Source organism: uncultured Dokdonia sp. (assembly GCF_937910895.1).
Classification (GTDB): domain Bacteria; phylum Bacteroidota; class Bacteroidia; order Flavobacteriales; family Flavobacteriaceae; genus Dokdonia.
Window position 1 is genome coordinate 1 of the sequence record NZ_CALEMI010000138.1, and the last position, 13645, is coordinate 13645.

Here is a 13645-nt window from a genome sequence, read left to right on the forward strand (position 1 = left end):
AGAGACACCACGGTTAATACGTTAGGATTTCCCGCAAAAGCTCCTCCTCCTATAGTAGTAACTTGAGCAGGAATGGTAACAGTTTCCAATTGATTAAATCTAAAAGTATTATTGCCGATAGTGGTTACATTATTTCCAATAGAGAGGGTTGTTATATTATTTTCTGCAAAAGAACCGTTACCTATACTGGTGACACTACTAGGAATACTAACCGCTGTTATAGTATTTTCTCTAAAAGCACCGTTACCTATGTGGGTTACCCCATCTGGAATCACAATACTGGTTACAGTATCGTCGCGAAAGGCACCATCACCTATTTCGGTTACAGTATACGTAATACCACCTTCACCTTCATTATCAGTCACTTGAGATGGAATGGTAATAGCACCACTATTTATATTGCCCGTAATTTTTACAGTATTGTTGTTGTTATCTAAGGAGGTTACTTGATAACTAATGCCCTCTATGGTAAATGCATCAATTGCTCCATTTATAGATTTAAAACCTGTCCAGCTTGCATTTAAATACGCCTGTGTAGTACCCGTAGGTACCGTTAACTCTATTTGATCAACTTCACCAAAACTTCCAACGACATCGGGTGTATCCTGGACTATTGATGGAGGTGTGGTAGCCAGAGACACCACGGTTAATACGTTAGGATTTCCCGCAAAAGCTCCTCCTCCTATAGTAGTAACTTGAGCAGGAATGGTGACGGTTTCCAATTGATTACCCCTAAAAGCATTATCTCCAATAGTGGCTACATTATTTCCAATGATAATGCTTGTTAAACTATTTTCTCTAAAAGCATTGTTACCTATACTAGTTACACTAGTAGGAATACTAAGGTCTGTCAGATTATTTTGTCTAAAAGCACCAGTGCCTATACTTGTTACACTAGTAGGAATTACAAGACTCGTTAACTCATTATCATGAAAAGCTTCTCCTCTTATTTGAGTCACACTAGTAGGTATACTGACGCTTGTGATACCATCTCCTTCAAAAGCTTCAACACCTATTTCGGTTACAGAAAATGTAAAGCCAAGATGTTCAATTTGAGATGGAATAACAATAGCACCACTATTTGTATTACCTCTAACTTTCACCTCGTTTGGAGTATTAGAGCCTACCTCATAGGTGATTCCATCTATTTTAAATCTTTTACCAATAGTAGCTACCCCATTTACAGAAAAAAAAGCAGTCCAACCCGCATCTAAATAGGCTTGTACAGTTCCTACAGGAACTGTAAGATTTTTTTTTATATTATTGTTTCCCCCAAAAACAGTAGTTCCTAAAGTGGGCGGTGTCGTATTAATAGAAGTAACCGATACTAAATCGTCAGTCTCTATAAAAGCCTTATTACCAATACTAGTTACATTTTTGGGAATAATTAATACTGGGAGTCTTCTGTTTCTTTCAAAAGCCCTTGATCCTATAGTTACTAACGTATTAGGAAGTGTTAAATTCCTCAATCCTTTTGCAGGTAAGGCATCTTCTCCTATTGCCGTAACTGTATACGTAATTTCATCATTTATTACCGTAGACGGGATTATTAAACCTGTAGTTACATCTCCATCTGTAACTTCCACTTCATTGGTGTCTGTATCGATTACAGTATACGTTAAACCATCTACGGTAAAGGTTTGGGCAAAACTTACTGTCATAAAAAACAGTGTGAGTGTTGTAGCAATAAAAAACTTCTTCATTCGTATTAATTTTAAGAATTGATATGTGTTCAAAACCTCTTCTGAAAATAGGTCTTCTTTTGAATTCAAAACTACTTGGGATTCTCTTTTTTACCTAAAAAAATGGGGTATCAAAACCCCCTCTTAATTTACAAATTACTGATTTACAAATATTTACATTTGTGTTGATTAAAAAACTCAAATACGCAGTGTGAAAAATGAGACCTGAAGCTGAAAAACGCACGCTATCTAAAAGAGAGTTTTTAATTTGACGACTATAAATCAATGTGTATTTGAGCAAAAACGTCAACGATGCGCAGTACGCTTAGGAAATGTTACTCGTATTTGGCATCAATAATAGCTTTAGAAAAGAGAATAGTACGCCTCAAGAAATGAATTTGGGATACGCTTTACCGCTTCGCTCTCCCGTTGGTCGTGGACCTACCTGCAAGTAAGTCTCGCAAGCTCGATTTTGTAAACCTGCCTGTCGGCAGACAGGAGCGCATATCTATTAAACCTACAATATGTAATAGATTTTCTTCACCTCTACCTAAAATACTAATGTAAAGGACATCCAGGGTTTATTTATTAAAAACGTTTACAATACTTGCTATAGTATAGTGCTAATAGATGTGTATTAATTTTAATCGGACACTAGTGATTTTTCAAACAGAAAGTAATGAGAATAGTACGAATTTAAGGTAGTATGTGTTTGTCAACTAACCTTTGTAGTTTTCATAGCGCTATTGCATACTAAGTACTAGAAGAAAGGTCCCTATACTTTCTTTTCGATGTATTCAATAATATCTGTATTGGGGTCAATATTTAGTTTTTTACGGATACGGTATCTTGTGGACTTCACAGATGGAATTGAGGTGTTTAATACTTTACTAATTTCATTGGACGTAAGTCCTAATTTTAAAAGACATACCAATTCTTTTTCCTTAGCACTAAATTGTTGAAAGTTTTGATCTAAATGTATTTTAAAATCTATCTCTACTTTATCTAGATACGATTGTAGACTTGATGTAGAAGTATGTCTGGTTTTCTCTGAAATTAAGGATAATGATAAGGATCTCAGGGCCTTCTTGCGTTCAATTTCATCTTGAAAGGTGACAATTTCTTTTATGTCATCTAGTGTTTTATTCAGGACTTCTTCTGTAATAGAATGTTCTATCACTACTTTCTTTAACTCATTCTCTCGATTAGCCAGCACTAAATCTGACTTTATTTTTTCCATCTCTTTAAGCTCTACAGCATTTTCGGCTAAGGCAATTTTTTGTTTTTTACCTTTTAGAATAAAATATATGGATACTAACGCTAGTAATGCTACTACAAAAAGTAATATGAAATACAAACGCTTCTTTGAAGTTTCATTTTCCAATTGACTTGCCGTAAGCTCCCTTTCATTTTTATACTGATAGGAAAATTCCAGATCTGCAAAACGTTTTGTAGTATCTTCTTGTACTATAGAATCCTTATATTTATCTTGGATTAAAAAAGCTTCATAAGATTCTGTAAATTTTTTGTCATTATGGGCTATTCCAACTTTAGCGTGGTACGCAGCTTGTATTAAAAACAAGGCGTTAATCTTTTCTGCAAAGAAAATAGCACTATCTACATGTGCATTTGCTTTGCTATGCTCTTTATATTTGTCATATATTCTCGCTAGACTTAAATGGTTCTGTGCTCTGACATTATACGCAGTTGGATCTAACAGTTGTAAATTTTCTAGATAGATGCTAGCAGCTAGATCGTATTTTTCTGCTTTTGCATAGACACCCGCTAAGTTTCCCTTTATCTGTAGTCTATGCGTTTTAGAGGTATCAACTTCTATTGCCATTTTGTAGTAATATGCAGCAGAATCCATCATTTTCTGTCTACTAAATACTCTTCCTATTCGATTTAAAGTAAGTGCTTGTCCATACGTTGAGTTTGCCTTTTTTTGGATTGCTAATGCACGTTTATGAAATTGTTTTGCTTTCTCAAAATCCATTTGTCTTGAGTAAATATTACCCAGGTTACTTATAGATCTACCTATAATCATATCATACTCAATCTCTGTAGCAATAGCTAATGCCTCACGTGCATACTTCAAGGCTTCTGCAGTATCCTGCAGGTTTAAGGATACACTTGACAGACTATACAATAATTCTGCTTCTAGCTTTTGATAATGATCACTCTTATAGCCTTTATCTTTAATAATTTTTTGAACATCTAGAAAGATTTCTTTAGCAATATTCCCATCAAAATACGATAATTGACCTGCTAGTTCTGTTCTAAGAGGCAACTTTAAAGAATCTGAGTCTGCCTTCTCGATTTCTAATTTTATCTTCTCTATTCTTTGTACTCGCACATCTGGCTTTTTACCTTGTAATTGAGCATGGGCAGGACAAATTTTTATATAAAAGAATAAGGAGATTAAAAACGTTTTAATACTACAGGGGGCGAAGTGTCTCAAATGGTTAAATTAAAATAAGTGAATACATTAATTTGTAATTCGTAATTCAAGATAAAGATACTAAGATTTTGTAAAGAAGTGCTATTTACTATTTTTAACGTATGCGTATTTAACACTTTCGCGAAAGCACAACCAGAAACTTTACAATTCATAGCTCCCGCTAGATACTGAAACGAGTTCAGCAAACAGCCGGATTCCCGCCTGCCGGATGGACAGGAGTTCAACTACCTATTTTGTATGCGTCTTTCAGACTTTACAAAACAGCGTTTCACTAATCAAACTGCTGCACCGTACCAGAATTTGCAAGCACCAGTAGTTGTATATCACTGTTCAATATAAAGCCATTCATATCTGCATCTGCATTGGAGTAGCTTTCTCCTCCTCCAGCAAGGCTTAAGGCTTCTGTAATATCTGTATTGAGAATCTGGCTACTGCCGTCTGCGTCACCGGCAATCATGGCAAAGGTGCCATTGACTTGGGTAAGGGCGAGGTTTTCCCCTTTCGCGAAAGCGGCATCTTGTGTAAAATCTAAGCTAATCACCGTGCTACTCAATGAAACAGGTACAGCTGCCATCACACCAATATGATTGCGGTGTCTAATGGCTATGAAATAGTCTCCATTTTCTTCTGTAAAAGTGATCGTTGATGTTCCATCTAGTCCTACAATATCGCCGTCACGTTGTAGGAATGCAGACGTACTGTTTACAACAGTCGTATTTTCATTATCAGCTCCAGTGCGCAGTTCAACCAGTATCCAATCTACAATGGCATTGGCGCCCGTAGTAGTAAAAACAGTTGGGTCTACGGTTGCGCCATCACCATAGGGGGAAATTGTTAGGAGTACATTATTTGCCCGTAAATCATCGCGCATTAAGTCTTCTTCTCCAGTAATAGGATTTGTCGCAGCGCCTTGTAAGAACACTTTGGGAGCTACGGTAATGTTTACATCTATTTCTATAATGGAATTAAAATTAATCCAACCTCTTTCTAGATAATCTTGTGTAGTTCCTGTGGGTATCGTTAAATCTATATTTGATCGATTGCTAAACGTATCGTTATTTCCTGTTGTGATACTAGCTGGTGAACTGCCTAGTGCCGTAACTTCGGATAATGGATTTCCTTCAAAAGCACGAAAAGCTATATGAGTAACATTGGCTGGAATTGTAATACTTGTTAATTGGTTATTACGAAAGCCTTGCCCACCTATAGACACCAAATTATTGGGTAATATAACACTCGTTAATTGGTTATTGCGAAAACTACTTGCTCCAATACTCACTATCGTATTAGGAAGGATCACACTTGTTAAATCGCTAGCATCAAACGCGCTACCTCCTATTGCGGTGACTGTAAAATCTGAATCACCACTACTAACCATAGCATCAATAACAAGGTCCTGAGGAACAGCGATTCCTCCTGTAATCGTCACTTCATTAGGGGATATTGATGAAACCGTGTAGTTCAAATTATTTTCAGTAAAGATGTCTCCCTCTTCAAAATTAATCACTCCATTTACCGAATTAAAATTTACCCAACCCACAGCTTCATAAGCTGCTTCTGTGCCTTCTGGGACTGTTAAGTCTATGTTATTTTCGTTACTAAAAGAATCGTTACTAGTTCCTAAAACAACACTAGGTGGTGTTGGATTTAAAGAGTTAATACTATTTAAAGTCGAATTATTAAAAGCAAGTTGACCAATACTTACTACATTTTCTGGCAGTAGAAGACTTGCCAATTCATTATTTTCGAAAGACCTAAAACCTATTGTTTCCAAGCTACTTGGAAATGTAACACTCGTTAAATCATTGCTGGAAAAACACCTGTTAGGTACGTCTGTAACCCCTTCTGGTATAACTACAGAAGTAAGTGCATTAAATCGAAATGCCTCAGTACCTATAGCGCGGATCGTAGTAGGAAAAGTTACACTTGTCAAACCAGAAGATTCAAAAGCTCCATCGCCAATACCCACGACAGTAAAGCTAACATCTTGGATTAATACGGCTTCAGGAATTATTAAATTGGTTGGTATGGTAGTTCCTCCCGCTGCTTCAACTTCTGTAGGATCTAAGGCTGTAACCGTGTAGGAAAATCCACCAACCTCTAATGTATTTCCTACTTCTAGTGGTAATTCTCCATTGATCGTTGCAAATCCTGTCCATCCATTATTAAGATAGTCTAGTTGTGTGCCTGATGGTATGGTTAAATCGATATTACTTCGTACCCCAAAAGAATCGGTAGTTACGTCTGTCGTGATATTTGCAGGAGTGCTTCCCAAAGCAGTAACCGCAACGAGCGGATTACCTAGAAATGCTCGAAAAGCGACAAGGCTTACATTCTCTGGAATAGTAATACTCGTTAATTGATTATTACGAAATGCCTGCCCTTCTATCGTTGTGATTGTATTAGGCAACGAAACACTTGTTAAACCATTAGAAATAAACGCACTACTTCCTACAGCAGTAACTACAAAATCTGATCCTCCGTTGCTCACAGTTTCATTGATTGTGAGATTTTGAGGAACTGAATTCCCCCCTGTAACGCTCACTTCATTAGGAGATAATGAGGTTACCGTGTAATTCAAATTATTTTCGATAAAGGTATCACCTACTTCAAAGTTAACCACTCCATTCACTGAATTAAAACCTACCCAACCTGCTGCTTCATAAGCCGCTTCTGTGCTATCTGGTACAGTTAAATCTATATTTCCTTCATTAGCAAAAGAGTCATTGCTTCCTCCTATAGCAATACTTGGCGGCATAGGATTTAAAGAGTTAATAGCATTTAATGGAGAACTTTTAAAAGCTAATTGTGAAATGTTCGTAATATTTTCTGGTAAAACAAGATTTGTAAGGTCATTATTTTCAAAAGATCTAAAACCAATCGTTTCAAGGCTATTAGGTAAGGTAACACTTGTTAAATCATTATTAGAGAAACAACGTTGTGGGATATCAGTTATTCCCTCTGGTATAACCACTGTCGTTAAAGCGTTAAAACGAAATGTTACTTGACCCAAATCCCGTAGTGTACTGGGAAAGCTCACACTCGTTAAGCCTACGCTTTCAAAGGCAGCATTTGCTATAGCTACTACCGTAAAAGTATCTACCCCATCTGATACGGTTGCAGGTATGATTAAACTGGAAATAGCAGTAGTACTTCCTGTGAGTGTTACCTCGTTAGGGTTGATAGCTATTACCTCGTAGTTTAACCCATCTGCTGTAAAGGTGGTTTGCGCAAAACTCGTTGCAGCTACTAAAAAAAAAACGAAATTTAATAAGTGTTGTTTCATGTTATAATGCTTTGTTATGTATGTGATGCAATACTAAGGTCTAGGTGCTTTTATATAAAAAAAATATAACTGAAGATGAAAAAACGACCCTAAACAGGAATATTAGAACTTGGCAATTCTTCTTCTTGATTGTATCTATTTAATGTGTGTTAAAACAGGGGTAAAAATACTTTTAGCTACGATATAAGGCTGTCACAATACCGCACAATGCTAGTACAAAACCGACATATTACATACAGTTTTGCATTTTTAATACGTTTGTATCTGTGTGTACTTTTTAAGAATATGTATTAGGAAATAGCGATGCCTGTTGGCGTAAAGCCAAACTCTTTTTTAAAGCATTTTGTGAAATAGGAAGGGCTAGAAAATCCACATAAAAATGCGATTTCAGCTACTGTATACCTATGATGTGTCAATGCCTCTTTGGCTTTACTCAAACGTGTACACGTAATCAGTTGTCCTGGTGATTTGCCTGTTGCTTCTTTTACCTTGCGCTGTAACTGGCGCTCACTCATCCCAAGACTTTTCGTGAGCATTTCTACACCAAAAGAAGAATTATCAATGTGCTGATGTATAATCGTGATGAGGTCTTCTAAGAACGAATCATATTTAGAAAAACTACTTGAGTGTGCTAACAATGATACATTCTCAACGCTATCTGTATTACTTACTTGGTAGAGCTTACACAAGGCTCCAAAAGTATAGTGTAATATAGACGTTTCTTCTGTAAAGTGAAATTTTGATCCCGATAGCAAGTGCTTAATGGTTTGTGTTATGATGAGGTTATGAGATACAGAATGAGGAAGTATTGTGTTATACATATACACATCCCTCCTATCTATACTGTATCCATCTGCTAAACAGTCTTCTTTAGCATAGAGTCCTAAATTTAAGTAGTTATTTTCATGTTGAAAACTATCTAGTATATCGAGACCACTCTGTACGGCTTTTCCCGGAACCTTAAAACCTGCGATAAAACGTTCATCATCTATATCTAATAGGATCCCAGAATGTTTAGCAATACATTGTTTTATAGCTGTAGATTTTGTTCTTCCCAATGAGGTAGCGATCACTTTACCAAATAGTATCGTGATGAGTCCTTTTTTAGGTGTTGCACTGGGTGTTAGTCCTTTAATAAAATCTTTTAGTTCATCCAACACTTCTCGTGTATTTCCTGCCCAAAAAAGGTGGTCATTCCCATCAAACTCCACAAATTTTGCCCCTTTAATATGTTTTGCAATAAACCGACCTTCTTCAATTTTTACATCAATGTCATGGGTGCGTTGCATGAGAAGGGTAGGTACTTTTATATACTCTAAAATATCGATGATATTTACTTGTGTATTCATCTTGGTAAGCTGCATCGCTGCTTGAGGGCTTGCGCCAGATCTAAAATAACTCGCTAACCAACCCATAAATTGTGGGTCATTGGCTTTAGAAGGTGCTAGCGTTTCTAGATTCATTTGACCACTCCCCCAACTATTCTCAATCATGTCATATACTTTCTGACGCTCGGCATCTGTGGGTGCCCAAGGGTAGTCTGCAGAATAGCGTCGCTTCGCAAAAATTCCAAAAGCTGTCAATGCCAAGACCCGATTAGGATAGGTAGCACTAAATAAGGCAGACACACTCCCGCCTTCAGAGTGTCCAAATAGCACAGCTTTTTCAGATCTTGTAGCATCCATGACTGCCTTGATATCTTCCATGCGTTCTTCTAAGGTAGAGATCTCCACAACACGATCTGAAAGTCCCGTACCTCGCTTATCAAAAAGGATCACTCTGGCTACCTTCCCTAATTCTTGGAAAAAATTGACTAACTCAGGACACGCCCACATCCAATCAATATTAGAAACCCATCCTGGGATATACACCAAATCGATAGGTCCTGAACCAAAAACTTGGTAGGCAATATTAATGTTTCCGCTTTTTGTGTATTGTATAGAGGGTTTCATAAAAGTGCCTTTTGCTCGTTTGTGCCCCTTATTTTATTCTTCTACATCCATTAAAAATAAATGTAAAATATAAGTGTTTCGGACTTTTTTAAGACAATAACAAAGTAACTGTAGTTGAGCTTACAAGTCAAACAAACTAGGGTAGCAAAAAGGTAGCAACATCTTTAAATCGCTTATAACCAGCGGTATATAACTATTCAGTCCAATCGCAATATAAAAACCTTGCTATAGGTATTCAGGTTTGGTGCGCTTTCGCGAAAGCGTATAAAAACACTATTCTCTTAAGATCATTAAGAAGTAGCGTCTTGATGATCAGAAAATAATCCTCGAGGCAAGTCCATGAGGCATTCAATAGAATATTTTTTTTAGTTTCCGAAGCATGCTTCAAAGTATTAGATCCCTCTATTTACTGAAACAAGTTCAGTAAATAGAGGGATCAGTTCAACGAGCCATTTTAAATTTGTTGCTTCACAACTTTTTAAAACGGCGTCTCACTAATAAAAGCAATAATATCTTGCTTAGAATCTAACCCGATTTTTTTACGAATACGATATCTAGAAGACTTTATAGCGGCTATCGTATTATTTTGAAGTTTACTAATTTCTGTTGTATTCAGTCCCATTTTCATCAAACACAACAATTCTTTTTCATTCGCTTTTAACTGTGGAAAATGCGTATCTAATACTACTTTAAAGTCGATACTTATCTCATCGAGATACGCTTGAAGTGTAGAGGATGTTTTTTGAGATACTTTCTCTGAAAGTAGTGAGGCAGACAGGGACCGTAATGTTGCCTGGCGTTCTTTCTCATTTTCTAACGAGATCACCTGTTTGATCTCATCCAATGTATTTTTTATAATTTCTTCGCGTACAGAATTTTCTACCACCACTTTTTTTAGCTCACGTTCCCGATTTACTAGGGCAAGATCTGCTTTTAATTTTTCGACTCCTGCCTCTTATGTCTCATTTGCGGCGGGATTCTAATAGAATCTGAACTAGCTTATTGTACTTGTAACTTAAATGCAATGGCGATACTATCGTTTTCCTGTGTAGATGCAGAAAAAGAAATGATAAAAAATACGATGATTATGATACGCTTTACTAGCTTTTAAATACCTTATTCTTACTTTTTATAACCTATGTATAGCTATTCTTATTAGCTATAAAAGTATTAAAGCCATTTTCTCTTTTTAAAATAAAATAACATGGCTAAGGTTAGGAAAAACATCACTCCCCACATGACAAAATAGCTGTATTTATATTTTAATTCTGGAACAAAATCAAAGTTGGTTCCATAAATACCTGCAATAAAGGTTAATGGTATAAAAATTACAGAAAATACCGTCAATAATTTCATGACATCATTCAGCTTAGAGCTTATGGTTGTATGATAAATATTTAATTGATCCGAAAGAATTTCTCGGTAACTATCTGAAGATTCTATCGCTTGATCAATATTTCCTACAAGCTCTTTAAAATGTACTAAACTTGCTTCATTTATAAAATCGGACTCTATCTTAGAAAGCGCTAATATCATTTCCTTAGCAGGATTAATATTCTTTCTTAAAAAGTTAAGTTCTTTTTTTAACGAATTAATATTTTCTAATATATCTCGGCTAGGATTGTCTAATAACTCATCTTCTAAGTCTTCTATTTTCTCCCCAAGATTACTGATAATAAAGATGTAGTTGTCTATTACTATATCTAATAAAGCATACATTAAATAATCTGTTCCAGATTTTCTAATACGTCTTTTTTCATTTCTAATGCGCTCTCTTACAGGATCAAATACATCTCCATCACGCTCTTGAAATGATAATAATACTGATTTTGTAAGAATGATACTTAAGTTTTCTACTGTAATTTCATAGGATGTCTCATCTTGTCTGAGCATTTTTATAGATAATGCTACGCAATTATCATAATTATGCACTTTGGGACGTGCTTGCGTATCCATTACATCTGCTAGAATTAAATTATCTAACTTGAAGGTCATCGCAATATTCTTTAGGGCATCTGCATTGTGTAACCCATCAATATTAAACCAAGTAACTGAATTACTATCTCTATATTTAATAACTTCTTTGGTTTTTGATAATTTTACCTCTTCATAGTTACTAGCGTCAAAATCAATGATTTTTAATCTTACACTAGCTATTTTCTTTTCTCCACGAAAGAATAACTCATCAGGGGGTCTTCCTATTTCGTCTCTTTTCTTTTTTGTAAATCTTGCCATTAACTATTTATTATTTTGTTTCTGTTCTTCTACAAGATAATTTGTTTTATGAAACTATTCAAAACTGTTGGTAGAAAAGTAATTAAAAGTAACTATGTAAAAGAAAAATTACACATTAAAAAAGCTGAACAATATGATCATTATTCAGCTTTAATATAAAGTTTGCTATTTAGAATTTACAACAAAAATAGGTTATAATTGTTTTAAAGATATAATCGTGTTTACACTTGTAAGGATGTCTTCATCATCTTCATCTGGTACGTTTTCTGTAGAAAAAGTAAGCTCAAATGTTTTACCTACCAAAGCTTTTGTTGTAAGATCATACATCTTTTTTACTTCATCAGTTATTTTATCAAAGGTCATTTTATCTTCCACTCCGTCTTCATCCTTGTAGCTAAATGTATATACATCACCTACCATACCTAAATAAACGGCTTTTACAGTAGTAAGTGAGCTTTCTTCTTCAAATTCGTCATCGTCTTCTTGAGCTACAGCGCTGTAGTTACAAAATAAGAATGCAATTAAAAATAACGGTACTAATTTTAATGTTTTCATGATGTATAGGTATTTATGTTATTTTATTTTTCTTCCCAAAATCGTCTATTGCTATTGGGCTACATTTTTAAGACACTAAAAGTAGTATAAGGTCACATTTTTTTTTTGCTTTCGCGAAAGCGTACCCAGCATAAACCCCAAATCATCTAGTGATACTCGTAAACCTATTTTCATAGGATTACTTATAACAACCATACTCTAGGATGTTTTTGCTTTATACTTTTTGTTAGCTTTTTATTTTGAGCGCCTTTTTCTTGTTATTCAATTGAAGACACTTTTCTGTAATAACAATCCAGAAAGGACTAATGACGAGTGTAAGCGATATCAAACTAATCGTAAACTTATAGCCATAATCAGCAATGATACCTAAACTTAACGCTGTAGAGCTTAATAAAAAACTAAGTTCTCCTATCTGAGCTAGTAAAGCACCTCCTAACAAGGCTTCTTCCCAAGTACAGGAAAAGAAGCGTAAAATGACAGAATTCAAAAAATGGTTTGTTACATACACAACCACTAAGACGAGTAAAATTGTAGACAAATGCTCTTCTAGAAAAACAAGGTCAATTTGTAAGCCTACACTTATAAAAAAGAAGGATACAAATAATACTCTAAAGGAATGTAATGTATCATGAATCCAATCTGTTTCTTTTGCCGCATTGATAATCATACCTCCTACAAAAGCACCAAGCGCTCCAGACAAGCCAAAGAGTAACGTGAATAAAGCACCTCCAAAACAGAGAAAAATTGCCATAAACACCTGTAGCTCATAATCACTTTCAATATGCTTTGCAAATGGAATATGCAGGCGTCCTTTTACATATATATAAATAAGCGTTGCCACAACCATAGTTGCCCCAATAATCATCAAAACAAGACTTTGAGTAGACTGTTCTTTTCCTCCCAATTGAGAGATGATAATTAACAAGGGGACTAAAGCTACATCTTGAGCTAATAAAATGCTCAATACGTTTTTACCTACTTTAGTCGTAATAAGCTGTTTGTCTTGAAGCAGTTTTATAACTACAGCAGAGCTGCTTAAGGCGATTACAAAACCTAGCACTATAGAACGTGCATAGGTCCAATCTATAAAATAACCGATAGTTAAAACGATAATGACACTAAAAGATATTTGTGCTAATGTGCCTAAGACAGCAACCCTCCATCGTTTTACAAAATCAATAATATTAATTTCCATCCCTATAAAAAAGAGAAGGAGTATAATACCTAGTTCGCCTAATAAGTAAATAGATTCTTTATCTTCTATAAAACCAGCTCCATGCTCACCTAAAAGTACTCCTGTAATTATATACCCTATAATGTAGGTTTGATTGAATTTACGCAACACCATACTTAAACCAATAACGACTAACGCAAGGATAGATACCAAAATGATAATCCCATCAATAGCAGTAGAAGAAGTTAAAAGTGTTAAGAAGTATAAATTCATTGGTTTTTAAAATAGTATCTTTTTTGA

General features: G+C 35.3%; 8 protein-coding genes. All 8 read right to left on the reverse strand.

Going from position 1 to position 13645, the window contains the following annotated elements:
• Window positions 1-1703: leucine-rich repeat domain-containing protein (locus tag Q0505_RS16075; RefSeq protein WP_299215045.1), on the reverse strand; the 1703-nt coding region annotated here is incomplete at its 3' end.
• Between the two features lie 754 nt (window positions 1704-2457).
• Window positions 2458-4038, reverse strand: a complete 1581-nt coding sequence (locus Q0505_RS16080; protein WP_299215048.1) for a tetratricopeptide repeat protein — start codon at window positions 4036-4038, stop codon at window positions 2458-2460.
• A 376-nt stretch (window positions 4039-4414) separates the two neighbouring features.
• The gene (locus Q0505_RS16085; protein WP_299215051.1) at window positions 4415-7429 is read right to left on the reverse strand and encodes a leucine-rich repeat domain-containing protein; all 3015 of its coding nucleotides are present in this window, start codon (window positions 7427-7429) and stop codon (window positions 4415-4417) included.
• A gap of 290 nt (window positions 7430-7719) precedes the next feature.
• Window positions 7720-9381 (reverse strand): alpha/beta fold hydrolase, encoded by a 1662-nt coding sequence (locus Q0505_RS16090; protein WP_299215054.1) that lies wholly within the window; start codon window positions 9379-9381, stop codon window positions 7720-7722.
• Window positions 9382-9859: 478 nt separating this feature from the next.
• Complete coding sequence (locus Q0505_RS16095) at window positions 9860-10270, reverse strand: hypothetical protein (RefSeq protein ID WP_299215056.1); 411 nt, start codon at window positions 10268-10270, stop codon at window positions 9860-9862.
• Between the two features lie 281 nt (window positions 10271-10551).
• On the reverse strand, window positions 10552-11616 hold the full coding sequence (gene corA, locus Q0505_RS16100) for a magnesium/cobalt transporter CorA (RefSeq protein WP_299215059.1): 1065 nt from the start codon (window positions 11614-11616) through the stop codon (window positions 10552-10554).
• A gap of 192 nt (window positions 11617-11808) precedes the next feature.
• On the reverse strand, window positions 11809-12171 hold the full coding sequence (locus Q0505_RS16105) for a hypothetical protein (protein WP_299215062.1): 363 nt from the start codon (window positions 12169-12171) through the stop codon (window positions 11809-11811).
• A 226-nt stretch (window positions 12172-12397) separates the two neighbouring features.
• Window positions 12398-13618 carry a cation:proton antiporter gene (locus tag Q0505_RS16110; protein WP_299215065.1) on the reverse strand — a complete coding sequence of 407 codons (1221 nt, stop codon included), beginning with the start codon at window positions 13616-13618 and terminating at the stop codon, window positions 12398-12400.
• Window positions 13619-13645 lie beyond the last annotated feature (27 nt).

Bases quoted from the DNA above. Each gene is read 5' to 3' on its own strand.
- Q0505_RS16110 (WP_299215065.1), bottom strand. From the start codon at position 13,618: ATGAATTTATACTTCTTAACACTTTTAACTTCTTCTACTGCTATTGAT.
- corA (WP_299215059.1), bottom strand. From the start codon at position 11,616: ATGGCAAGATTTACAAAAAAGAAAAGAGACGAAATAGGAAGACCCCCT.
- Q0505_RS16090 (WP_299215054.1), bottom strand. From the start codon at position 9,381: ATGAAACCCTCTATACAATACACAAAAAGCGGAAACATTAATATTGCC.
- Q0505_RS16105 (WP_299215062.1), bottom strand. From the start codon at position 12,171: ATGAAAACATTAAAATTAGTACCGTTATTTTTAATTGCATTCTTATTT.
- Q0505_RS16085 (WP_299215051.1), bottom strand. From the start codon at position 7,429: ATGAAACAACACTTATTAAATTTCGTTTTTTTTTTAGTAGCTGCAACG.